Raw genomic sequence first — 23,639 nt, forward strand, 5'->3', positions numbered from 1 at the left:
CCCTCATCGTTTTTCGGGACGCTGCCGCAGGAACGTGGCTGACGCCGTGCGCTCCGGCTCACGGAGCCGGAGCGAGGAGTGTTGCAGCCCGTGCTGAGAAGAAGTTCGATTCATTCCAGCATCACCAACGGCCGCCGTTCCGCGACCGGTCTCCATCCTTCCCGCGGCAGCGTCCCGAAAAAAGATGAGTGGGGGTACGGGGGAGAGAATTCTTTCTCTCCCCTGGGACAGCGCAACTCCTCAGCGCGCCCGCAGCAGCTCGCTGACCCGCAGCAGCACGAACTCGTTGTTGTCGGCCCGCGTCAGGCGGCGGCCTGCCGAGAAGGGGAAGTTGTTGTCGTTGGCCACGATGATGTGGTCCGCATCCACCATCGCCACGTTCTCGATGGTCACGAAGGGAAAGCTCAGCTGGTCGCCCGGAGCACTGGCCGCGCGGTCACCGCGGTCGCGCGCCTTGTTATCCGGGTCGCGGATCTGCATCAGGTCGATATAGCCGATCTTGCGCACGAAGCCCTGCTCATCGGTGGCGCCCAGGTCCACCAGCGTGATGCGCTTCAGCCGCGCCGGCGTGGCGAAGCAGGCGTTGTCCGTGGACTGCGGCGTCTGCCCGGCGGCGCAGGCGAGCGAGGGATCGCCCTCCCCGTCGTCGCGGTCGATGATCAGCGCGCGGCGGTCGTCGATCATGTTGAAGTCGCCGATCGAGGTTTGCCCCTCGGCATAGGCGTAGCGCATGACGCGGCCTGTCCAGGCGCCGCGCGCCGGGTCGAATTCCGCGATGCGCAGGAACCGGCCCTCGGGCTGGCCCTGCGGGCTGAGCAGCGGCTTTTCCAGCAGGGCGAAGAGGCGGCTGCCGTCGGGGCTCTGCGCCATGCCCTCGAAGCCGCCGCTGCGCTGCGACTGGAAGGTGACGGTGGCGGCGGGGCTGGCGGGCACCTGCAGCGCCGGGTTGTCCGGGCTCATCACCGGCTTGCCGTCGATCACGGTGTCCACGACGCGGCGGACGCGGCCCTGCCCGTCCACCTCGATCAGGAAGGGCCCGAACTCCTCGCCGATCCAGAAGCCGTCGCCCACGGGCTGGATGCTCTCGGGGTCGAAGTCGGCGCCGGTCAGGTAGCGGTGCTCGGTGCCCTCGTAGGTGATGCGGAAGGGCACCTTGCGGTCGGGATCGCTCAGGAACACCGTGCGCTCCACCGTGACCTGGCCGGTGCTGAAGTCGGGCCGGATCTTGTGGAACATCAGCATCGCGTCGGAGCTGTTGCGCTTGTTGCCGAAGCCGTTGTCGGTCAGCACCCAGTAGGCGCCGGGCTCGCCCGTCACGGGCTTGATGCCGGAAAAGCCCTGCACCGCCTGGCCAACCATCGGCAGGGGGATGCCGGTGGGGCGGCCTTCCGGCGCCGGGCCGGTGGTGGTGGGCAGGCTGCCCACGGCATCGGTGCGGCGGTTGCCGGGACCGGTGAACTTGCCGGCCACCATGGCGTCGCGCGGCGCGTCGGCCGGCGGCAGCGCCGCGGTCATGGCGGGCAGGATGGCGTGGCCGTCGAGCGTCGCCTCGAAGCGGGTCTGCGCCATGGCATGACCGGCCGACAGGCTGGTGGTGGCGAGAAGAGCGAGCAACAGGGCGCGCATGAGCGGCGAATCCGGTTCTGGTGACGCTGCGCTGCTAGGGGCACCATGTTGCGCGCTTCTGACGAAAACATGACCGAAACGCTACATAGCTAGGCCGCACCGCGCCCGCATGAGGGGCGGGCACGGAGACGCGCAACACGTTACCTCGCTGGCGCCTCCGCGAAGACGCGAGCGTCGCGGTAGGACAGCCAGAGCCGGACCTGCTGCAGCACGTCGAGGCCCAGCAGCATGTCGTGGTCCTCGAAGGTGTCACCCAGCACCACAACGGGCAGGTCGCGCAGCACCGGTCCCGCGTCGCCCAGTTGCAGCGCGCGGAAGCGGTGCAGATGCACCAGCCGGGCGGCGCTGCCGGTGCCCACGGCCTCCGCCGTCGGGTCGCGCCGCAGGATCTCGGCGGTCAGGCCCAGTCGCGCCGCGACCGTGGCGGTGATGACGCTGGCCGCGGCGCCGCTGTCGATCAGCGCCACCAGCGGCTGGTCGTCCAACCGGACGCGGATGGCCAGCCGCCCGCCCGGCAGTCGGTCACTCGGCAGCGCGACGGCGCGCCCGGGCCAGAGCGGTTGCCGCACCGCGCAGCGCTCAATCGGATAGGCCGTCATCACTCCGTGCGGCAGGTCGAGGTCGATCTCCGACAGGCTCAGCGCGTCGGTGCCTAGCGCCCCGGCCGCGAGCGGGCGGCGGCCTTCCAGCATCGGCAGCGGCACCACCGGGAAGGCCATGCGCGAGGCCGTCATCGCGCCGACGCGCAGGTCCTCCACCGCCGCGTCGTCGAGCCGGGTGGTGCTGTCGATCCCGACCGTGGCCTGCCCGCTACCCGCCACGGTCGGCAGGCGCAGCCGCGTCACCGCTTCCTGCGTCAGCACGGTGCGCTCCGAGCCGGTGTCGAGCGCCAGCTCCACCGCCTGGCCGTTGATGCCGGCCGGAACAAAGGCGTGCCCTTCACGGAAGGTGACCGGCACGGCGTCACCGTCGCCGCAGCGCGCCGCGGAACAGGCGGCCGGCAACAGCAGCAACGGCAGCAGCGCCGCGACCCGGCGCGGGATCGCCGCCGGCGCAACCGGGCCAGGCGCGACCGCCCCTGGCGTGCCCACCTGCTGCGTGACCGACACGCGTCCCATCCCTTCCCGGGTCCGGGGCGGCGCCCCTCGCCCCGCCTGCTGCCACACCGGCGTTGCGCTCAGCGGCGCGGGGCGCGGCGCAGCTGCCGCAGGTTCGCGATCACCCGCCGGCGGGCCGGCCGCATCGCCGCTTCCGTCACGGCCTGCACCCCGGCGCCGCCGATGGCGGCCCGTCCGGCGGCGGCCCAGCCATCCAGGAAGGCGCGCTGCTTCTCGGCCGCCATGGCGTTGAGCGAGGTGGCGGCGGTGGCGGGCTCGGCCCAGAGCTGGGCGGAGCGCAGGGTGAAGACCCAGCCGGTCTGCCAGGCGAACAGGTTCCAGCGGCCGATCTCGGCGGCGTATTCCAGCGGCTGGGTCATGGCCTTCGGCAGCAGGTCGGGCAGGCCGACCGTCACGCGCGGGCGCACCGGGCCGCTCAAAGCTTCGCCAGGACGGTCTCGGCCCGGCTGGCCTCGAAGGAGCCCGCCGCTTCCACGCCGAGGTAGGAGACCACGCCGTCGCGGGCGATCAGCGCGAAGCGCTGCGAGCGCACGCCCATGCCGCGGGGCCCGAGATCCATCTCCAACCCCATGGCGCGCGTGAACGTGGCGGAACCGTCGGCCAGCATCACGATCTCCTCGCCGATGCCCTGGTCCTGCGCCCAGGCGGCCAGCACGAAGGCGTCGTTCACGGCCATGCAGGCGATCAGGTCCACGCCCTTGTCGCGCAGCGCCTGCGCGTGCTCGGCGAAGCCAGGAAGGTGCTTGGCCGAGCAGGTGGGCGTGAAGGCGCCCGGAACCCCGAACAGCACCGCCGTCTTGCCACGGAACAGCTCGCCCGTGTCCACCTCCCGCGGCCCTTCCACGGTGGCCTGCATCAGCTTGACCGAAGGGATGGTGTCGCCGGGCTGGATCGGCATGACGCTGGTCTCCGCGAAGCGGCGCACCCGTGGCATACCGGTCGGGGGCCGTGATGAGAGGGCGACACCGGGCCGGAGCGTTCCGGCCGTGGTGTCGTGCGGCGACCATGGTGTCGGACCCGGCCGTCACGCTGTCAACGCCATGCCCTGCCCCGGGATGCGCCCCATTCTCGCGCCGCAGCGCGCGGACCCGTGCCACGGGACCGCGGCGCGCGAATCTGTGTTTGCGGGCCACGCCGTGCGGGCCCGTGCCCGCAGGCGTGGCGCCATCACGACGCTTGCGGGGAACGTAGGGCGCCGCCACATTCACTCCCGATGGCGAGGCATTCACCGGACGACGATCCCGAGGACTTTCCCGACGGCGAGGAGGAGAACACTCCTGCGCGTCCGGCGACGCGGCGACGCGGCCGCACCAGGGGGCGCACGGCGGAACAGGGCTCCTACATGGCGGGCCAGCTGCTGATCGCCATGCCGTCGCTCCAGGACCCGCGCTTCGCCCGCAGCGTGATCTGCCTTTGCGCCCATTCGGCGGATGGCGCGATGGGCATCATCCTGAACAAGCCGATCGAGAACCTGAGCTTCGACGACCTGCTCAAGCAGCTCGACGTGGCGCCGCTGCCGCCGGCGCGCCGGATCGCGCTGCACGCGGGCGGCCCGGTCGAGGGCGGGCGCGGCTTCGTGCTGCACACCGCCGACTGGTCGAGCGACGGCAGCCTGCCGGTGGACAAGGGCCTGGCGCTGACCGCCAGCGTCGACATCCTCAAGGCCATCGCCGGCGGCGGCGGTCCGCGCCGCGGGCTGCTGGCGCTGGGCTACGCGGGCTGGGGTCCGGGGCAGCTCGAGGCCGAGATCCAGAGCAATTCCTGGCTCAACGTGTCGCCCGACGAAGCGCTGCTGTTCGAGGAAGAGGACCACGACGGCAAGTGGCGTCGCGCCCTGGCCAAGCTGCGCGTGGACCCGCTGCTGCTGGTGAGCACGGCCGGCCGCGCCTGAGGCGGGGCGTGCGGCCCTGCTCCGGCCGTGCTGCCCGACGCGCGCTGGGCTGCCGCCATACCTTTTCCCACGGCAATGTCGCAGGCCCCGACTTGACGCGGCGACACCCGCGCGGCTGACGCGACGCCAGCCCTGCCCCGGGGGAAACCCTGCGGCGTTTACGGGGTAGAAGCAGGGCAGCGATGGCCCGGCGGAACCGGGCATCCAGGAAAGGGGCGCAGGTGATGGAACAAGGGCAGAAACCCGTGCTGGACGAGGCCACCATCGCCTTTGCCGGGCGCATGTTCGACGCGGCGCGCGCCGGCAGTCCGGAACTGGCGGAGTTGCTGGCCGCCGGGCTGCCGGCCAACCTGCGCAACGACAAGGGCGACACGCTGCTGATGCTGGCGAGCTACCATGGCCGCGCCGATACGGTGCTGGCGCTGCTGCGCCACGGCGCTGACCCCGAGATCGCCAACGACCGCGGCCAGACGCCGCTGGCCGGCGCCTGCTTCAAGGGCGACGAGGCGGTGGTCCGCGCACTACTGGAAAACGGCGCGCAGGTGGACGGCGATGGCGGCGACGGGCGCACCGCGCTGATGACGGCGGCCATGTTCAACCGCACCGCGATCGTGGCGCTGCTGCTGGAACACGGGGCGGACCCGCTGCGGCAGGATGCGCGCGGCCTGACGGCGCGTGCCGCCGCCGCGGCGATGGGAGCCACCGAGGCGGCGGCGCAGCTCGCGGCGCTGGAGGGCTGAGGCGCGGAGCCGGGCGGGAGGCAGCCCGGTTCGATTGATCCTGCCATGACTGCCTCCGTTCGGCTGGCTCCGGTCCGACTGGCACCCGCGCGGCAGGCGCCTGAGCGGCCCGCCACCGACGGCCGCCAGGGCGGACACTCAGGTGAACAAGAAAAAGGTGACGCAGCACCGGCCACGTCGCCCTTCCCTGTCCAACCGATCGGGAAGGCTGGCGAACCAGCCTCCCGCCGCTCTCGTTACTTCGCGGGCTCCGTGACGCGCGCCTCGGTGACCGGCCGCACCGGTGCCTCGCGCTCGCCGCTGGTATAGGTCGGGCCCGAACGCTTCTGCCCCGGCGCCGGCTTGCCGGGCAGCGGCGGCAGCGCCTTGGCCTTTTCCAGGTCGATGCCCGCGCCTTCCGCGACGCGGCGGCCGTAATCCTCGTCGCAGTGCCACCAGTGCCAGACCATGCGCAGCGCGATCTCTTCCGGACAGGCCTTCATGTCGGCGGCCATGTTGTTGATCAGGTCGTCGCGCTCCCGGTCGTCGAAGGAGCGGTAGCGGTCGCCCGCCTGCTTGTAGTCGGCCTGGGTGGTGGTGGTCTGGTAGCGGCCGAGATGACCCTGCACGAACTGGTGGTAGTCGTGCTCGGGCTGCGGCGCCTCGGTCAGGCCGCCCTGCGTGCTGGGCTCGTAGTTGACGTGCTTGTTCTGGCCCGCCTTGTCCACGAAGAAGGCCATCTGCCCGTCACGCTGGTTGGTGCGCGCCTGCGTGGTCTGCGGCGCGTTGATCGGCAGCTGGAGGTAGTTGGCGCCGACGCGGTAGCGCTGCGTGTCGGAGTACGACAGCGTCCGGCCCTGCAGCATCTTGTCGTCCGAGAAGTCGATGCCATCCACCAGCACGCCGGTGCCGAAGGCGGACTGCTCGGTCTCGGCGAAGAAGTTGTCGACGTTGCGGTCGAGCACCATGCGGCCGATCTTCAGCAGCGGGAACTTGTCCTCCGGCCAGCGCTTGGTGTCGTCCAGCGGGTCGAAGTCGAGTTCCGGATGCGGGCCGTCGGACATCACCTGCACGCAGAACTCCCATTCCGGGTAATCGCCGCGCTCGATGGCCTCGTACAGGTCCTTGGTGGCGTGGCCGACCTCTTCCGCCTGGATCTTGGCCGCTTCCGGCGAGGTCAGGTTCTTCACGCCCTGCTTGGGCACCCAGGAGAACTTGGCCAGCACCGCCTCGCCCTGGGCGTTCACCAGCTTGTAGGTGTTGACCGAGGAACCTTCCATGTGCCGGTAGTCGGCGGGGATGCCCCAGGGCGACTTCACCCAGGTGACCATGTGCAGCGCTTCGGGGTGATGCTGCACGAAGTCGTAGAAGCGCCAGGCTTCCTGCCGGTTGGTCACCGGGTCCGGCTTGAAGGCGTGGATCATGTCGGGGAACTTGATGGCGTCGCGGATAAAGAAGATCCGCAGGTTGTTGCCAACCAGGTCCCAGTTGCCCTCGACGGTGTAGAACTTCACCGCGAAGCCGCGCGGGTCGCGCGCCGTCTCAGGGCTGTCCTTGGAGCCGATCACGGTGGAGAAGCGCACGAAGAGCGGCGTCTTCACCCCCTTCTCCGTCAGCACCTTGGCACGGGTATACTTGGTCGCGGGCTCGTCACCGATGGTGCCGTAGGCCTCGAAGTAGCCGTGCGCGCCGGTGCCGCGGGCGTGCACCACGCGCTCGGGGATACGCTCGCGGTCGAAATGGGTGATTTTCTCGATGAACTGATAGTTCTCGAGTGTTGCCGGGCCTCTCTCGCCAACCGAGCGGAGACTCTGATTGTCACGAACTGGATGGCCCTGACGCGTGGTCAGGATCGAGTTGCCGCTGTTGGCGGTCGCATCGGCCATGGTTTCATCTCCCTCGGCTGCGTGGGCTCCGGGACTCAATGATCGACGCCGTCAACCGGTTGCCACGCGCCAGCACATGTTGGCGCGCCGCCGGCCATCGCCGCAACAAGGCGCTGTCGCCGCGATAGTTGCGAGTGCTTCGCGTTATCTTTCAGCCGGCGACCGCGACTGCTGCCGTCATCAACCGGCCTTGCGGCCACCGCGCCTGGCCTCGCTTTCCAGCCGGTCGAGGCGGGTCTGCACGCGGCGCAGCGCGGCGGCGAAGATCTGCTTGCGCTGGGTGGCGCCGCGCGCCTCCTCGGGCGTGTTGCGGTTCTGCGGGGCGTCGTCCTTGCGGCGCAGCCGGTTGCGCTCGCGCGTCAGCTCCCGCGTGGCGTCGAGCTGCGTCCGCAGCACGGCTGCCAGCGACTGCAGCGCCGCGGTGTCCAGCTCGGCCAGCGCGGGATAATGGGACGGCGCGACCTGGGCGAACTCCGCCTCGCTCAGCAGCTTCTTCTCGCCGGCGATGCTGTCGGCCATGGGGGATATCTCCGGAAGCGGTTCGGTGGGTCGGACCGGCACGGCGGCGTGCCCGCCCGACCGCGCCGCTCATGCCGTGCGGCCCCGGGAAGCACAAGGTTTCGCCCGGAGCTTGCCGCGATCGCCGCCCAAACGTTGCGCAGGGCGAAAGCGCCAGGGATATGCCCCTGGGATATGTCCTTTGCGTGATCGCGGCACGAGACCCCTTGCTTCCGGACCGGGGATGGCGGAGGCGGGGCCGGGGCCAGGAAAAGGTTGGGAAGCTTGAGTCCGAACGAGTTGCTGCAAACGGAACCGCGTCCGGAATCGTACCTCGATGACCGGACCACGCGGGCGCCGGGTTTCCGTCCCTCGCTGTTCCGCTCCTTCTTTCTCGGCGGCTTCGAGTGTTCCAGCCACCGGCGCGGCGACCGCTCGCGGATCGACATGATGGAAGCCACGCGCCACGACGTGCTGGCCGAGAACGACTACCGACAGCTCGCCGGCTACGGCATCCGCAGCGTGCGCGACGGGCTGCGCTGGCACCGCATCGAGACCTCGCCCGGCCGCTACGACTGGTCCGAGGTGCTGCCGATGCTGCGCTCGGCGGAGCGGCTGGGCACGGAGGTGAGCTGGGACCTGCTCCATTACGGCTGGCCCGACGACCTCGACGCCTGGAGCGGAGAGTTCGTGGACCGCTTCGCGCGCTACGCCGCGGCCTTCGCGCGGCTGCACGGGGAGGAAACCGGGCGGGCGCCCACGGTGTGCCCGGTCAATGAGATCTCCTTCATGGCCTTCGCGGCCGGCGACCGGGGCTGGATGAACCCTTGGGGCATCGGCCGCGGCGGCGAGTTCAAGCGCCAGATGGTCCGCACCGCGCTGGCCGGCGCGCGGGCGGTGCGCGAGGCGGCGCCGGGCGCCCGTATCCTGGCGATCGACCCCATCATCAACATCGCCCCGCGCGACGGCGACGATCCGGAGCCGGTGGAGCGCTACAACGGCGGCCAGTACGAGGCCTGGGACATGCTGTTCGGGCACATCGCCCCCGAGCTCGGCGGCGGGCCCGACGCGGCGGACGTGATCGGCTTCAACTTCTACTGGAACAACCAGTGGATCGATAATTCCCACCCGCTGTCGCCCTTCGACAAGCGCTACATCCCCCCGCGCGAGCTGTTCCGCCGCACCTGGGAACGCTACGGCCTGCCGATCTTCATGGCCGAAACCAGCATCGAGGGCGACCGCCGCCCCGGCTGGCTGCGCTTCATGGGCGAGGAAGTGCGCGCCGCCATCCGCGACGGCGTGCCGATCGAGGGCATGTGCCTCTACCCCGTGCTGTCGCATCCGGGCTGGGACGACGGCCGCTACTGCCCCAACGGATTGCTGGAAATGGCCACGGAGGGCGACGGGCGCGTGGTGGACGCGCCGCTGCTGGCCGAGCTGCGCGAGCAGCAGCGCCTTTTCGCGGCGATGTTCGGGGACTGAGGGCGCCAGGCGCCATCGCCGGCAGGGGTTCACCACCCCGCCGGCCGCTGCCCTCCCCCGCACGCGCGGCGGGGGTGTCCGGGCGAGCACGAGCCGCCGGAAAACCTCGCCCTTCCGCTCCAGCCCGGGCGCTCTCCGACAGCGCCCCGCCTGTTCTTTGAGACGAAACGATCTTGCGGCGGTCCCGTGTCCCGGATGACATGCGGGGGATGGTGCCGACTCTGGGAAGCCTGAACATGCGCCGCTTCCGCCATGGCGGAGCGGACGGCGCATCCCCTGCGCCCTCGCGTTCCGTGGTGGCGCTGGTGGCGAGCGGCGCGGTGCTGGGGCTTCTGGTGGCGCTGGGCGCCGCCTCGCTGGCCTGGAACCTGCGGCAAAGGCAGCTCCAGGAAAACGGCGAGGACCTGGCGCGGCTGTCCTTCGTGCTGGCCGAACAGACCGAGCAGTCGCTGCAATCCATCACGCTGCTGCAGCGGCGTATCCTCGAGGAGGTACGCAACGGCCAGATCGACACACCCGAAGCCTTCCGGCAGAGGTTCGGCAGCCCTGCCTTCAACCAGGCACTGCACGACCGCATCGACGGCCTGCCGCAGATCAACGAGCTGGGGATCGTCGACAACACCGGGCAGTTGGTGAACTTCTCGCGCGGGTGGCCCATCCCAGCGGTGAACGTCGGCGACCGCGACTACTTCCACCGGCTGAGCGGCGAGGCCGCACCGCCCTACGTGATCAGCCGCCCGATGCGCAGCCGAAGCTCCGGCAACTGGACGATCTTTCTTGCCCGCCGGGCCTCGGCGCCCGACGGCACGCTGCTGGGCCTGGTGCTGGGGGCGATCGAGCTGAGCTCCTTCGAGAAGCTTTACAGCCGCATCGCCACCGAGGAAGGGTTGGCCATCACGCTGGTGCGCCGCGACGGCGTGCTGCTGGCGCGCTTCCCCGCCCGGGGCGAGATCACCGGCCAGGCCGTGGGCACCGCCGAGCGCTTCCAGCAGCTGCTCGCCGGGGGCGAGCACAGCGTGACGATCCAGAACAGCCTCATCGACGACCAGAGCCGGCTGATGGCCGTGCAGGCCCTGCCGAGCTACCCGATGGGGATCAACGTCAGCCAGACCCTGCACGCGGCGCTGGCCGAATGGCGGCAGGAAGCGGCCGCGCTGGCGCTGGCGGTGCTGCTGATCGAGGGCGGGATCGCCGGTATGGTGGTGCTGGGGCTGCGGCAGCTGCGGGCCCAGGGGCGCCTCGCCGAGGCCTGGGCGGAGCGTGCCGAGGCCGGACGCGCCGCCGCGCTGGCCGAGCTGGCGCTGGCGCGCGAGCGCGAGGCCGCCGAACGGGAAGCCCGGCTGAAGGACCGGCGCTTCGCCCGCGCGCTCGACGCCATGGGCCAGGGCCTGTGCATGTTCGACGCCGCCGGGCGGCTGCTGGTGCACAACGCCACCCTCCACGCGATGCTGCAACTGCCGCCCGAGGCGCTGCAGGCGGGCATGCCCTTCGAGGCGCTGGAAGCGGCGCTGTCGCGCTCGACGATCCTGCGGCCGGGTGACGCGGCGGCGCTGGTGGCCCCGCTGCGGGAAGCGTCGCGCGGTGGCCGGCAGGGCAGCTTCGTGTGGCGCTGGGCGGACGGGCGTTCCTTCGCGGTGACGGTGCAGCCGGCGACCGAGGAAGGCAGCTGGCTCGCGAGCTTCGAGGAGGTGACGGAGCGGCTGCGCGCGGAACAGCAGATCCTGCACATGGCGCAGCACGACGCGCTGACCGGCCTGGCCAACCGCACCCTGCTGCACGAAAGGCTGCGGCAGGCTGCCGCTGCCGCGGCGGCTCGCGGCGAGCGGTGCGCGCTGCTGTGCCTCGACCTCGACCACTTCAAGGTGGTGAACGACACGCTGGGCCACCCGGTCGGCGATGCCCTGTTGCAGGAGGTGGCGCGGCGCCTCGGGTGCTGCGTGCGCGACGCCGACACGGCCGCGCGCCTCGGCGGCGACGAGTTCGCGGTGTTGCAGACCGGGATCAGCCAGCCCGGGGAGGTCGCGCAGCTGGCGCAGCGGCTGATCGAGGAGCTGTCGCGCCCCTACGAGATCGGCGGCCGGCAGCTGGCGCTGGGGGTGAGCATCGGCAGCGCCCTGGCGCCGGAGGACGGCGAGACCGGCGAGACGCTGCTGCGCCACGCCGACTTCGCGCTCTACAGCGCCAAGGCGGAAGGGCGCGGCCGGCACCGCGTCTTCGAGCCGGCGATGAACACCCGCATGCAGGCGCGCCTGGCGCTCGAGGCGGAGCTCAGGCGGGCGCTGGAGGAAGGGGAGTTCCACCTCCTCTTCCAGCCGCTGCTGAGCCTGCCGGACCGGCAGGTGGTGGGCTTCGAGGCGCTGCTGCGCTGGCGCCATCCGCGGCACGGGCTGATGGCGCCCGACAGCTTCATCCCGCTGGCCGAGGAAACCGGGCTGATCGTGCCGATCGGCCACTGGGTGCTGCGCGAGGCCTGCCGCGAGATGCGCCGCTGGCCGGGGCATTGCCGGGTGGCGGTGAACCTGTCGCCGGTGCAGCTCGCCGACGGGCCGGCGCTGTTGCGCAGCGTGGAGGACGCGCTCGCGGCCTCCGGCGAGCCGGCCGGGCGGCTGGAACTCGAGATCACGGAATCCGCCATGCTGCGCGGCACCGAGGAGGTTCTGGACACGCTGCGCCGCCTGAAGGAACGGGGCGTGCGGCTCGCCATGGATGATTTCGGGACCGGCTATTCCTCGCTGGGATACCTGCGAACCTTTCCCTTCGACAAGGTGAAGATCGACCGCTCCTTCGTGCGCGACCTGCCCCACGACGGCGAGAGCCGGGCCATCGTCCACGCGGTGATCGGGCTGTGCGGCACGCTGGGCCTGACGGTCACGGCGGAAGGGGTGGAAACCGAGGAACAGCTGGCGCAGCTGCAGCGGGAAAACTGTTCCGAGGTCCAGGGCTACCTGTTCGGCGCCCCGCAACCGGCCGAGGAAGCGCTGCGGCTCGTGCGCGGTGCCGCGGCCCGGCGGCAGGACGGCGGTGCCGCGGGCACGGCGCAGGTGGCGGGCTTGGCGGCGGACGAGGCGCGAGCCTGAACCACGCGCGCCCTCCGGCGCACCGGACCGGCACGGGGCTCCGGAAGCGGGCGGCTGCCCGCTGGAAGCGCCCGTCAGAACCCCGCTTCCTGCCGGAGTGCGGCCCGCTGCTCCCGGCCCGCACCCTTTGGGTCCCCCGGTTCAGGCCCCTGGTGCGGGACTGAAGCCGGGGGTGCGGCGGCTCAGCGCACCGGCGTCACGTTGTTGAAGCGGTCCAGCAGCGTGGCCGCGGCGTTGACGCAGGCCTCGGTGGACTCGTTCTCGGCGCAGCGGACGCGGAACTCGGTGTCGCCTCGCTCGAGCCGGAAGCTGGCGGCGCGCGACGGCGGCGGCCCCCAGCGGTGCGGCCCGCCCGGTCCGTGGAAACCGGGCATCCCGGGCCCCTGCATGCCGGCGCCCGGCATCCCGGGCCCGCCCATGACGGGTCCGTGGCCCCAGACGCCCGGACCGCCCGGCGGCCGCGGTGCTTCCGTGGGTGTGGCAGGGGGTGGGGCGGGCGGCGTGGCGGGGGCGGTTGCGGGCGGCACGGGCGCTGCCGGCGGCGTCTGGGCCAGCGCGGTTCCGGCGGCGACGGCGCCGGCGAGAAGCAGTCCGGTACCCAGCGAGAGCAGCGTTCTCATGCGGGGAGTTCTCCTTTTCCAAACCTGCGACGTCCGGACCCACGACGGACCCGCGCGGCGCGGACCCACCCGGCGGCGCCGGGTTTCGTGGCAGTCGGTGGCAGTACCGCCGCAATAGCACCAGGGAAACCGCGGTTCAGCAGGCAAGTTGCGACGGAGTGTTTCGTGCCGGCACTACGGTAATACAGGCGTGAACCCACGCCATTTTCTTGACGATTACTGCCACAATCTCGCCCCAAGCTGGGCCTTCTCTCCGCCGGGTATGGAACGGTCGTATCGAAAGGGTGGAAGCCCGAAGGCACGGCCGCCGTTATGGAGTGGCTGATGATGCGAGATCATGGGGGAGGACTGCGGTCGTGACTTCTCGATCGGTGCGGGAACCGGCGCGGAAAACCATTCCCGCCGGGGCGGCGCCGCTCCTGCGGAAGCTGGCGCTGGGCCTGGCGCTCACGGTGTCCGCGGTGGCGCCGGCACTGGCGGCGCCGGGCTTCGCCACCGGCAACGTCAATCTCCGCGCCGGCCCAGGCACGGCCTATCCGCAGGTGACGGTGCTCGGGGCGGGGCAGCCGGTGGAAATCTTCGGCTGCCTCGAGGGCTACAACTGGTGCGACGTCGGCGCCAACGGCACCCGCGGCTGGGTGGCGGGCAGCTACCTGCAATACGTCTACGAGGGGCAGCGCGTGCTGGTGCCGGACTACGGCCCCAGGATCGGCCTGCCGATCGTGGGTTTCGCCTTCGGGGATTATTGGGGGCGGTATTATCGCGGGCGTTCCTGGTACGCCGATCGCGACCGCTGGGGTGGCCCGCCGCCTCCGCCGCGTCCCGACTGGCGCGGCGGTCCTCCGGGTGGCCCCCCGGGTGGCCCGGGCTGGCATGGCGGTCCGCCGGGCGGTCCGGCTGGCGGCCCCGGATGGCGCGGTGGCCCGCCAGGTGGCCCCCCGGGCGGCGGTCCCGGCTGGGAGCACGGGCCGGGTCCCGGTGGACCGGGGCGCGGCCCCGGCCCCGCGAATTTCGGCGGTCCCGGTGGGCCCCGGGGTGAAGGTCCAGGCGGCCCACGGGGTGAAGGCCCGGGCGGCGGCCCGCGCGGTCCCGATGGTGGCCCCGGCGGGCCGCACGGTCCCGGCGAGGGCCCAGGCGGCCCGGGACGCGGGCCTGGCTGAACCACGCATTTCCGCGCGACGGATCGGGAAAGGGCGGCAGGAGCCGCCCTTTTCCATGCGCACCCCTCGAACAGCCCGCCGGAAGGGCCGGCGGGACGCAGGGCTGCCGCCCGGCGGGCCCGCGCAGCCTGGGCGCCCGGGGCCGGCCCCGCTATAGTCCGGGTGGCCCGCCGGACCGGGCGCCCCTCCCCTTCCCCGCCGCAGGACAACACCGCCGCATGACCATCGCGATCGAACTCGGCACCACGGTCGCGGGCGCCCCCGCGACGCTGGACCTGGAGGAGCTGATCGCGACCCGGCTGCTGGTGCAGGGCAATTCGGGGTCGGGCAAGTCGCACCTGCTGCGCCGCCTGATGGAGCAGAGTGCGCCCTGGGTGCAGCAGGCGGTGATCGACCCGGAAGGCGATTTCGTGTCGCTGGCCGACCGCTTCGGCCACCTGGTGATCGATGCCGCCGCGCAGACCGAGCGGCAGCTGTCACAGGCCGCCGAGCGGGTGCGCGAGCACCGCGTCTCCGTGGTGCTCAACCTCGAGGGACTCGACGCCGACGGGCAGATGCGCCGCTCCGCCGCCTTTCTCGAGGGGATGTTCGAGGTCGGGCGCGACCTGTGGTCGCCGATGCTGGTGGTGGTGGATGAGGCGCAGATCTTCGCCCCCGCCGCGGCGGGCGAGGTGTCGGACGAGGCACGCCGTGCCTCGCTGGGCGCCATGGCCAACCTGATGTCGCGCGGCCGCAAGCGCGGCCTCGCCGGCATCATCGCGACGCAGCGGCTGGCGAAGCTCGCCAAGAACGTGGCGGCCGAGGCCTCGAACTTCCTGATGGGCCGCACCTTCCTCGACATCGACATGCAGCGCGCGGCCGACCTCCTGGGCATGGACCGCCGGCAGGCGGAACAGTTCCGCGACCTGCCGCGCGGCTCCTTCGTGGCGCTGGGCCCGGCGCTGTCGCGTCGCCCCCTGCCCTTACGGATCGGTCCGGTGGAAACCGCCACGCGCTCGGCCGGGCCGAAGCTGATGCCGCTGCCCGAGCAGGTGGCGGAGGAGGTGCGCGAAGCGATCCTGGCGCCGGCACCGGAGCCAACCCGCGCCGTGCCGCGCCGCCCGCCGCCCCCGCCGCCGGTGGACATCCTGGCGCAGCTCGCCGCCCATCGCCCCGCCCCGGTGCACGAGCGCGCGGCCGAGCCCGCCGCCCCCACCGCCGAGGAGATCGAGGCGCGCGAGCGCAAGCTGGACGAGGTTCTCCGCGCGCTGCTGGAGGATCCGGAAGCCGCCTTCCGCCCGGTCAGCGTGTTGTACGGCGATTTCCTGGTGCGCTGCCGGATCCGCGCGGTGGGCGGCAAGCCGCTGGAGCTGCCGGAGTTCCGCCGCCGCCTCGCCGCCGCCAAGGCCGGCGTCGGCGCCGCCGAGGAAGGGAGCGCCGAGTGGGAAGAGATCCGCACCCGCGCGGCCGCGCTGCCCGAGGACGTGCAGGGCGTGTACCAGATGCTGGCCCGCGCGGCGCTGCTGCGTCTGCCCTGCCCCTCCGACGCCGCGGTGGCGCAGGCCTACGGCACGCGCTCGCTGGGGCGGGCGCGCCGGGTGATCACCTACCTGGAGGAACAGGGCATGGTGGTGGTGCAGCAGGGGCGCGAAGGCCGGCGCGTGGCGCTGGTGGAGCTGGGCTGGGAAACCGCGCCCGGCGACGCGGATGCCGAGGCGGCGTGACCCCGCGCCCCGCCGCCGTTCGGGCGGCGGGGGATTCTGGTACCGCTATTCCGCCGCCACCGGCACCGCGCGCTGCGGCGCGCCGGTCCGCGCGTGCGTCGCGTAGAGCATGAGCCCGGTAAAGGCGAGGCCGCCCACGATGTTGCCGAGCAGCGTCGGGATCTCGTTCCAGATCAGGTAGTCGCCGATGGTGAGATGGCCGCCCATGATGATGGCGGAGGGGAACAGGAACATGTTCACCACCGAATGCTCGAAGGTCATGTAGAAGAACACCATGATCGGCATCCACATGGCGATCACCTTGCCCGGCACGGAGGTGGAGATCATCGCCCCGATCACCCCGGTGGACACCATCCAGTTGCACATCATGGCCCGCACGAAGAGCGTCAGCATGCCCGAGGCACCGTACTGGGCGTAACCGAGGGTCCGCGCCTCGCCGATGCCGCCGATGAACTTGCCGACCGCGTTCGGTTCGGTGGCGAAGCCGAAGGTGAAGACGATCGACATCATCACCGCGACAATGAGCGCGCCGGCGAAGTTGCCGACGAAGACCAGCGCCCAGTTGCGGGCGACGCCGCCCACCGTCACGCCGGGCCTGCGGTCGAGCAACGCCAGCGGGGTGAGCACGCAAACGCCGGTGAACAGGTCGTAGCCCAGCAGGTAGAGCATCGAGAAGCCGACCGGAAACAGCAGCGCCCCGATCAGCGGCTGTCCGGTGCCCTGGTTGATGGTGACCGCGAAGGCGGCGGCCAGGGCCAGGATCGCCCCCGCCATGAAGGCGCGGATCACGGTGTCCCGGGTGGCCATGAAGACCTTTGCCTCCCCGGCATCGATGGCTTTGCGCACGAACTCGGCGGGCGGCAGGTAGGACATGGGCGGTTGCTCCGGAAAGCTCAGGGCCAGTCCTGGCCCGGCCAGTTCCGGCATCGATGCAAACCGCATGCCGCCCGCCACCCTCAGGGTTCCGCGGGTCCCTCGCTCCGCCCCCGAGGATAGTGCGGCAGCCCCGGCGGCAGCCCGACCCAGGGCAGCCGGCTCGCGGTCCAGACATGGTCGCGCGGCGGCACCCGCGCCGGGTCATCCAGCGTGGCGGTGGCGATGTCCATCTCGTCGGGCTGGTCGTCGTTGCGGAAGGTGATGGAGCTGCCACAGCTGGCGCAGAAGCCTCGTCGCCCATGCAGGCTGGAGGCGTGTTCGCGCAGACCTCCGCGGGTCAGTGCGAAGTCCCGCGGGTGGATGCTGAACCACGCCACCGCCGCGGCGCCGGCCGAGCGCCGGCAGTCGGTGCAGTGGCATACGGTGCTGTTGAAGGGCGTGCCGGCGGCGCGGTAGCGGACGGCGCCGCAAAGGCAGCCGCCTTCGAGGGGAATGGGCGTGTCCATCGGGTCCTCGCGCGAAGGTGCGCTCCTGGAAGAGCCGCCGCAGTGAAGATGGTCTGCCCGCCCCGTGGCAAGCGCGGCGTTGCGGCTCTAGCTTCCCGCCCCATGGATGGATGGCTGATCGGCGTGCCCACCCCCGGCGACACGGCGGGCGTGGGCGAGGAACGGTACTTCGCGGCCTGGGTCGCGGAGGAAGCGGCGGCGCTGCGGGCGGTGCGCGACCACGTCGCGGCGCCGGGCGGCGAGGCCGCCGGCACGCCCAGGGCGGTGGAGCCGCTGGCGGAAACGGCGCTGCGGACCTACGGCGCCGCGCCGGGCGGCGTGGTGGAGGTCTTGGCCCCCACGAGCTGAGCCGCGCCGGCCGGGGGGATCGCCGGGGCCAGCCGCCCGGTTCGATCGTCCCATCAGGCCGTTCGGCTGAGCCGTCCAGGCAGGTCGTCCCGGCGGGCCGTCAGGCCAGGCCGGGCCGGAGCCGTGCGACCGCAGCGGACCGGCTGAAAGCGCTCGGCTGAGGCGGGCCGGAACAGGGCCGACCGCCCACCCCGCAAACCCGTGCCCGCCCGTTCGTTAGCCTCCGGACTCGGTCAGGAGAGGACGGACCATGCGGGAGCTGAAGGGAGCGACGGTGGTGATCACCGGCGCGTCGAGCGGCATCGGGCGGGCGGCGGCGCAGTGCTTCGCGCGCGAAGGCGCCAACGTCGTGGTTTCGGCCCGGCGCGCCAGCGTGCTGGAGGAGGTCGTGGCCGAGTGCGAGCGGCTGGCCACCACCAAGGGCGGCGGCGTGCTGGCCGTGGCGGCCGACGTGGCGGATGCCGGCGCGATGAAGGCGCTGGCGGAACAGGCGGTCGCGCGCTTCGGGCATGTCGACGTCTGGATCAGCAATGCCGGTGTGGGCGTGGTGGGCGACTTCCCCGCCGCGCCGATCGAGACGCACGAGCAGGTGGTGCGCACCAACCTGCTGGGCGTGATGAACGGCGCGCACGCGATCCTGCCGCATTTCCGGCAGCGCCGTCAGGGCGTGCTGATCCACACCAACTCGCTCGGCGCCTGGGTGCCGGCGCCCTACGCCGCCTCCTACTCGGCCAGCAAATTCGGCATCCGCGGCTTCTCGGAAGCGCTGCGGGGCGAGCTCGGTGCCTGGCCGGGCATCCAGGTCTGCGAGGTGTATCCGGGCTTCGTGGACACGCCGGGCATCGCGCACGCGGCCAACCACGTCGGCCGGGCGCTGAGCGTGCCGCCGCCGGTGCTCAGCCCCTTCGAGGTGGCGGAGACGATGGTGGCGCTGGCCCGGCGCCCGCGCCCGGGCGTGATGGTCGGGGCCGCGGCCTGGGCCTCGCGGCTGGGCTACGCCGTGGCGCCGGGGGCCGTGCGCTGGGGCATGGGGCGCTTCATGGAACGGTATTTCCGCCAGGCCGAGCGCGTGCCGGTGACGGACGGGGCGCTGTTCGCCGCGCCCACGCGCCAGCCCGGGGTGTATGGCGGCTGGCGGCGGCAGCGCCTGGGCCGCAGCCCGGTGAAAACCGGCGCGCTGGTGCTGGGCGGCGCCGCGCTGGCGCTCTGGCTGGCGCGGCGCTCGACCCGCGCCTGAGGCGGACGCGCGCCGCCGTCCGGCACGGCGGGGTGGGCAGGCCGCCCTTTCCCGCCGCGCCGAGGCGCCTTACTCCTCGTAGGCCACGACGCGCTGCTGTTGCTCGCCCAGCCCGGCGATGCCCAGCCGCATGGTCTGGCCCGGGCGCAGAAAGACCGGCGGCTTCAGCCCCATGCCCACGCCGGGCGGGGTGCCGGTGCTGATCACGTCGCCCGGGTGCAGCGTGATGAAGTGCGACACGTAGGACACGAGGTGCTGCACCCCGAAGATCATGGTGGAGGTCGAACCGTCCTGGCGCCGCTGCCCGTCGACCTCGAGGAACAGCGACAGGTCCTGCGGATCGGGCACCTCGTCCGCGGTGACCAGCCAGGGGCCGAGCGGGCCGAAGGTGTCGGCGCCCTTGCCCTTGTCCCAGGTGCCGCCGCGCTCCGATTGCCAGGAGCGTTCGCTGACGTCGTTGCTGACGGCAAAGCCCGCGACGTGCGACAGGGCATCGTGCACCGCGACGTTCTTGGCCCTGGTGCCGATGATCACCGCGAGCTCGACCTCCCAGTCGGTCTTGCTGCTGCCCTTGGGGATCACGACGTCGTCGTTGGGGCCCTGCAGCGCGCCCAGCGACTTCAGGAAGATGATCGGCTCCTTGGGGATCGGCGCGCCGGTCTCGGCCGCGTGGTCGGCGTAGTTCAGGCCGATGCACACGAAGTTGCGCATCCCCGACACCGGCGGGCCCAGGCGCGTGCCCGGCGCGACGGCGGGCAGCGTCGCGGGATCGAGGGCGCGCAGCCGGTCGAGCCCGGCCGGCGACAGCGCCTCCCCAGCCAGGTCGGGGATCACCGCCGACAGGTCGCGGATCGTGCCGTCGGTGTCGAGCAGGCCGGGTTTCTCGGCGCCCGCGGGGCCATGTCGCAGCAGTTTCATCGCTGTTCGGTTTCCTCGTGCTTTCGCATCGCCGGGGACTCTCCGCCTCGGCCGGAGGGGTGGCAAGAGGCACCGCCACTCGGTGCGCCGGGGCACCGAACCGGCTCCCGCCCGGCGGCTCTCCCTGCTGGCCTCCTGGCGCGCCCCTGGCGCCCCCCTCGGGAACAACCGCCGCTTCCTTTCCCTCGACGAAGCGGCGGCCGATCCGGCTCAGCTCGCGCGGGCCATCACGCCGTGCGGCCCCGCCCGGCCGGTCTCGTCCGGCTCCGCGCCCGGCGGCGCGGCATCGGGGCCGCCGCTCATCTCCACGTGGCGTGCCTCGCGCCCGATCGCGGCCATCAGGCAGAAGACCACCGCGCCGATGCCGACCGTGATGCCGAGCGCCAGCCCGTAATTGCCGCCGAAGCTGTCCGCCAGCGCCGACTGGATCGTGGCGTTGGCGGCGGCCAGCATATTGCCGAACTGGTACACGAAGCCCGGGAAGGTGCCGCGGATCTCGGGCGGCGAGATCTCGTTCAGGTGCGCCGGCACCACGCCGAAGGTGCACTGCACCAGGAACTGCATCAGGAAGGCCGTGGCGGCCAGCGTCACCACGCCGCTGGCGGTGGACCAGAAGAACACCAGCACCACGGCGCAGATCGTCGCGATCATCAGCTGACGCCGCCGGCCCCAGAGCTGCGACAGCGTGCCGCCGGCGAGGCAGCCCAGGATGGCGCCGATGTTGTAGATCACGGCGACCGTGGCGACCTCGTGCACCGAAAGCCCGTGCTGCACGCGCAGGAACACGGGATACAGGTCCTGCGTGCCGTGGGAGAAGAAGGCAGCCGCGGTCATCAAGAGGATCGCGTAGCCGACGAGGCGCCCGTGCTGGCGCAGCGCGCCCAGCATCGAGAGGCCCGCCCCCGTGCCGGGCTGCCGCGCCAGCCGCTGCCGCCGCTCCCAATCCGGGCTTTCCGGCACCACGCGGCGGACATAGAGCACCAGCAGCGCCGGGATCAGCGTGACCACGAACATGCCGCGCCAGCCCAGGCTCTCGTAGAACAGCCCGTAGAGCAGCGCCGCCAGCAGGTAGCCGAAGGAATAGCCGGACTGGAGGATGCCCGACACCAGCCCGCGCCAGTGCGCCGGAACGCTTTCCATGGTCAGCGAGGCGCCCACACCCCACTCGCCGCCCATGGCCACGCCGTAAAGGGCGCGGAACAGCAGGAAGATGCCCAGCGTCGGCGCCAGCCCCGAGGCCGCGCCCAGCACAGAGAAGATCAGCACGTTGGCGATCAGCACCGGCCGCCGTCCCCAGCGGTCCGCCGCCCAGCCGAAGATCGCCGCCCCCACCACGCGCAGCGCCAGGGTCAGGGTGATGGCCCAGGTGATGTCGGTGATGCCGACGCCGAAGGTCTTGGCGACGTCGCCCACCACGAAGATCAGGATAAAGAAGTCGAAGGCATCCACGGTCCAGCCAAGGAAGCAGGCCAGCACGACATGGTAGGGATTGGTGGGGCGCGAAGCGACCGTGCCGCCGCCCCCGGAGCCGGCCGGCGGGAGGCCCCCGCCGTTGCGCTGCCCGAACGGCAGATTCGCTGGTGACCCTGACATACGACGTACCCCTCCCCCACGGCCGGGGTCTTCGCCCCTGATCCGGATCGTTTCCTAAGGAGAGGATGTCGCCCGCCGGACCTGGCGCCAAGTGAAAAGCGAACCATCCGGTTACTTATTGTGGGGATGTGGCCGGGATCCGCTGGGCAGCGGGGATGATCCAGGCCGGCGTGGCGACGACGGGTGGGGCAGCGCCGTGTCGGAACAGCGAAGCACGGCGCCGGTCCAGGCGGCACCGTTGCGGGCCGGCACGATCAAGCCTGAGGCTTATCGAACCCAGGATGGGTAACCCCGGGCCAGTCGAACGAGGTCGGTCGAACCGAGGTCAGTCGAACCGAGGTCGGTCGAACCGAAGCCGCTCCGAGATGAAAGGCACGCCGGAAAGCCTTCTCGGCGTGAAGTCCGGAAAGCAGCGCCTCCGGAAGCGGAGCCGCGGGCGGGCCATCGCGGCCCGCCCGGACTCAGTCACTCCTGCTCAGCGAGTTTGCATCAGTGGTTGTGCCGCGCCTCGCCGCGCGTCTCGATGATGTTGAGGTAGACCGTCGCCGGCTCCAGGCAGGCGCCGGTGCCGAGCTGCCCCACCATGGAGCGCTGGATTTCCTGCCAGGGCGTCTGGCTCGGCGGGATCACCGGCTTCCAGGCGTCGCGGCGGGCCTGCAGCTCCTCCTCGGGGATCAGCACGTCGACCTTGCGGGTGTTGAGGTCGATGCGGATCGGATCGCCGGACTTCAGCAGCGCCAGCCCGCCACCCACCGCCGCCTCGGGCGACACGTTGAGGATCGAGGGGCTGCCCGAGGTGCCGCTCTGCCGCCCGTCGCCCATGGTGGGCAGGTTCTCGATGCCGCGCTTAATGAGTTCCGCCGGCGGCCGCATGTTCACCACCTCCGGCGCCCCCGGGTAGCCCACCGGGCCGACGTTGCGGATCACCAGCACCGTCCTTTCGTCGATGCCCAGCGAGGGGTCGTCGATCGTCTCGTGGTACTGCTCGGGCCCCTCGAACACCACGACCTTGCCGGTGAACACGCCCGGCGGGTCGCTGAGGAAGCGGGCGCGGAAGGCCTCGTCGATCACGCTGATCTTCATCACCGCGTTGTCGAAGATGTTGCCCGACAGGATCGCGAAGCCGCCGTGATGCTTCATCGGCTGATCGAAGCGGCGGATCACCTCGTGGTCGGGCTCGGGCACCGGCTCCAGGTTCTCCGCGACCGTCTTGCCGTTCACCGTCATGGCCCCGCCGTGCAGCAGCCCGGCGCCGTGCAGTTCCTTCAGCACGCCCTGCACGCCGCCCGCGTGATAGAAGCCCTCGCCCAGGAAGCGCCCGGCCGGCTGCACGTCGCACAGCAGCGGCACGTCGTGGCCGATACGGTCCCAGTCCTCGATCTTCAGCTCCACGCCCATGTGGCGGGCGATGGCGATCAGGTGCGGCGGGCAGTTGGTGGACGCGCCCAGCGCCGAAGCCGCGACGATGGCGTTCTCAAAGGCCTGGCGCGTCAGGATGTCGGAAGGGCGCAGGTTCTCGTGCACCATGCCCACGATGCGCTTGCCGGTGGCATGGGCGATCTGCCCGCGCTCACGATGGGCTGCGGGAATGGCGGCGCAGCCGGGCAGGCTCATGCCCAGCGCTTCCGCCAGCGAGTTCATCGACAGCGCCGTGCCCATGGTGTTGCAGTGGCCGACCGAGGTGGCGGACGACGCCACGAGATCCATGAACTCCTCGTAATCGATCTCGCCCGCGGCCATGCGGCGACGGCCTTCCCAGATGATCGAGCCCGATCCGGTCAGCCGTCCCTGGTAGTGGCCATCGAGCATCGGCCCGCCCGACAGCACGATCGCCGGGATGTTCACGGTGGCGGCGCCCATCAGCATGGCGGGCGTGGTCTTGTCGCAGCCGGTGGTGAGCACGACGCCGTCCAACGGGTAGCCGTGCAGCACCTCCACCAGGCTCAGGTACTGCAGGTTGCGGTCCAGCGCCGCGGTGGGGCGCTTGCCGGTTTCCTGGATCGGGTGGACCGGAAATTCCAGCGGCACGCCGCCGGCGTCGCGGATGCCGGCCTTGACCCGGTGGGCGAGGTCGATGTGGTGGCGGTTGCAGGGCGCGATGTCGGAACCGGTCTGGGCGATGCCGATGATCGGCCGGCCATCCTGAAGCTCTTCGCGCGTCAATCCGAAGTTCAGGTAGCGCTCGGTGTAGAGGGCCGTGAGGTCCGGATAGTTACGGTCATTGAACCAGCGGCGGCTGCGCAGGGTTCGTCCGTTCTGGTCGTTCATTGTGCTTGTTTCCTCACCTCTGGTCGTGACGAAGCGTTTCGGCAACGATTGGGCAGATCCTCGGTGTAAACTTTGGGCTATACTGGGTCGGAACGCACCCTCCCGATGCTGAT

The 23,639-nt window shown here is 71.6% G+C and carries 20 protein-coding genes; 8 read left to right on the plus strand and 12 right to left on the minus strand.

Annotated features, from left to right (window positions below; genetic code table 11):
* Nucleotides 1-240: 240 nt before the first annotated feature.
* The 4 genes from ACFFGY_RS04010 to ACFFGY_RS04025 all read right to left on the minus strand — a co-directional run bounded on the left by ACFFGY_RS04010 (nt 241) and on the right by ACFFGY_RS04025 (nt 3,642).
* Nucleotides 241-1,626, minus strand: coding sequence for an esterase-like activity of phytase family protein (locus ACFFGY_RS04010; RefSeq protein ID WP_377043095.1), 1,386 nt, complete (start codon nt 1,624-1,626; stop codon nt 241-243).
* A gap of 140 nt (nt 1,627-1,766) precedes the next feature.
* Nucleotides 1,767-2,735, minus strand: coding sequence for a retroviral-like aspartic protease family protein (locus tag ACFFGY_RS04015; protein WP_377043096.1), 969 nt, complete (start codon nt 2,733-2,735; stop codon nt 1,767-1,769).
* 68 nt (nt 2,736-2,803) lie between these two features.
* Nucleotides 2,804-3,151 (minus strand): hypothetical protein, encoded by a 348-nt coding sequence (locus ACFFGY_RS04020; protein WP_377043097.1) that lies wholly within the window; start codon nt 3,149-3,151, stop codon nt 2,804-2,806.
* An 8-nt stretch (nt 3,152-3,159) separates the two neighbouring features.
* Complete coding sequence (locus ACFFGY_RS04025) at nt 3,160-3,642, minus strand: peroxiredoxin (RefSeq protein ID WP_377043098.1); 483 nt, start codon at nt 3,640-3,642, stop codon at nt 3,160-3,162.
* A gap of 315 nt (nt 3,643-3,957) precedes the next feature.
* Between ACFFGY_RS04025 and ACFFGY_RS04030 the strand changes: the two genes are divergently transcribed.
* Entirely contained in the window at nt 3,958-4,635 is a 678-nt protein-coding gene (locus ACFFGY_RS04030) for a YqgE/AlgH family protein (RefSeq protein ID WP_377043099.1), read from the plus strand.
* A 224-nt stretch (nt 4,636-4,859) separates the two neighbouring features.
* Nucleotides 4,860-5,375, plus strand: coding sequence for an ankyrin repeat domain-containing protein (locus ACFFGY_RS04035; protein ID WP_377043100.1), 516 nt, complete (start codon nt 4,860-4,862; stop codon nt 5,373-5,375).
* 236 nt (nt 5,376-5,611) lie between these two features.
* Here the strand turns inward: ACFFGY_RS04035 and ACFFGY_RS04040 are convergent, their stop codons facing one another.
* Nucleotides 5,612-7,240 carry a catalase gene (locus ACFFGY_RS04040; protein WP_377043101.1) on the minus strand — a complete coding sequence of 543 codons (1,629 nt, stop codon included), beginning with the start codon at nt 7,238-7,240 and terminating at the stop codon, nt 5,612-5,614.
* Between the two features lie 180 nt (nt 7,241-7,420).
* Entirely contained in the window at nt 7,421-7,759 is a 339-nt protein-coding gene (locus tag ACFFGY_RS04045) for a hypothetical protein (protein ID WP_377043103.1), read from the minus strand.
* Nucleotides 7,760-8,023: 264 nt separating this feature from the next.
* Here ACFFGY_RS04045 and ACFFGY_RS04050 point away from each other — a divergent pair, with 264 nt between their 5' ends.
* A complete protein-coding gene (locus ACFFGY_RS04050) occupies nt 8,024-9,220 on the plus strand; it encodes a glycoside hydrolase family 1 protein (protein WP_377043104.1) in 1,197 nt (398 codons plus the stop codon).
* Nucleotides 9,221-9,456: 236 nt separating this feature from the next.
* The gene (locus tag ACFFGY_RS04055) at nt 9,457-12,297 is read left to right on the plus strand and encodes a bifunctional diguanylate cyclase/phosphodiesterase (RefSeq protein WP_377043105.1); all 2,841 of its coding nucleotides are present in this window, start codon (nt 9,457-9,459) and stop codon (nt 12,295-12,297) included.
* A gap of 182 nt (nt 12,298-12,479) precedes the next feature.
* Here ACFFGY_RS04055 and ACFFGY_RS04060 read toward each other — a convergent pair whose 3' ends face one another.
* Nucleotides 12,480-12,917, minus strand: coding sequence for a hypothetical protein (locus ACFFGY_RS04060; protein WP_377043107.1), 438 nt, complete (start codon nt 12,915-12,917; stop codon nt 12,480-12,482).
* Nucleotides 12,918-13,273: 356 nt separating this feature from the next.
* Here ACFFGY_RS04060 and ACFFGY_RS04065 point away from each other — a divergent pair, with 356 nt between their 5' ends.
* Nucleotides 13,274-14,077, plus strand: a complete 804-nt coding sequence (locus tag ACFFGY_RS04065; protein WP_377043109.1) for an SH3 domain-containing protein — start codon at nt 13,274-13,276, stop codon at nt 14,075-14,077.
* Nucleotides 14,078-14,295: 218 nt separating this feature from the next.
* A complete protein-coding gene (locus ACFFGY_RS04070) occupies nt 14,296-15,780 on the plus strand; it encodes a helicase HerA domain-containing protein (protein WP_377043110.1) in 1,485 nt (494 codons plus the stop codon).
* Nucleotides 15,781-15,825: 45 nt separating this feature from the next.
* Here the strand turns inward: ACFFGY_RS04070 and ACFFGY_RS04075 are convergent, their stop codons facing one another.
* Nucleotides 15,826-16,653, minus strand: coding sequence for a formate/nitrite transporter family protein (locus ACFFGY_RS04075; RefSeq protein ID WP_377043111.1), 828 nt, complete (start codon nt 16,651-16,653; stop codon nt 15,826-15,828).
* A gap of 83 nt (nt 16,654-16,736) precedes the next feature.
* Nucleotides 16,737-17,162, minus strand: a complete 426-nt coding sequence (locus tag ACFFGY_RS04080; protein WP_377043113.1) for a GFA family protein — start codon at nt 17,160-17,162, stop codon at nt 16,737-16,739.
* Nucleotides 17,163-17,264: 102 nt separating this feature from the next.
* On the opposite strand from ACFFGY_RS04080, the gene ACFFGY_RS04085 reads away from it, so the two are divergent.
* Nucleotides 17,265-17,510 (plus strand): hypothetical protein, encoded by a 246-nt coding sequence (locus ACFFGY_RS04085; RefSeq protein WP_377043114.1) that lies wholly within the window; start codon nt 17,265-17,267, stop codon nt 17,508-17,510.
* 250 nt (nt 17,511-17,760) lie between these two features.
* Entirely contained in the window at nt 17,761-18,747 is a 987-nt protein-coding gene (locus tag ACFFGY_RS04090; RefSeq protein WP_377043115.1) for an SDR family oxidoreductase, read from the plus strand.
* A gap of 69 nt (nt 18,748-18,816) precedes the next feature.
* Here the strand turns inward: ACFFGY_RS04090 and ACFFGY_RS04095 are convergent, their stop codons facing one another.
* From ACFFGY_RS04095 to ACFFGY_RS04105, 3 genes are all read right to left on the minus strand, one after another.
* Nucleotides 18,817-19,665, minus strand: a complete 849-nt coding sequence (locus ACFFGY_RS04095) for a fumarylacetoacetate hydrolase family protein (protein ID WP_377043116.1) — start codon at nt 19,663-19,665, stop codon at nt 18,817-18,819.
* 210 nt (nt 19,666-19,875) lie between these two features.
* A complete protein-coding gene (locus tag ACFFGY_RS04100; RefSeq protein WP_377043117.1) occupies nt 19,876-21,258 on the minus strand; it encodes an MFS transporter in 1,383 nt (460 codons plus the stop codon).
* Nucleotides 21,259-21,747: 489 nt separating this feature from the next.
* Nucleotides 21,748-23,526 carry an IlvD/Edd family dehydratase gene (locus tag ACFFGY_RS04105; RefSeq protein ID WP_377043118.1) on the minus strand — a complete coding sequence of 593 codons (1,779 nt, stop codon included), beginning with the start codon at nt 23,524-23,526 and terminating at the stop codon, nt 21,748-21,750.
* Between the last annotated feature and the right edge of the window lie 113 nt (nt 23,527-23,639).

The sequence above is a fragment of the Roseomonas elaeocarpi genome, assembly GCF_042433915.1.
Classification (GTDB): Bacteria; Pseudomonadota; Alphaproteobacteria; order Acetobacterales; family Acetobacteraceae; genus Roseomonas; species Roseomonas elaeocarpi.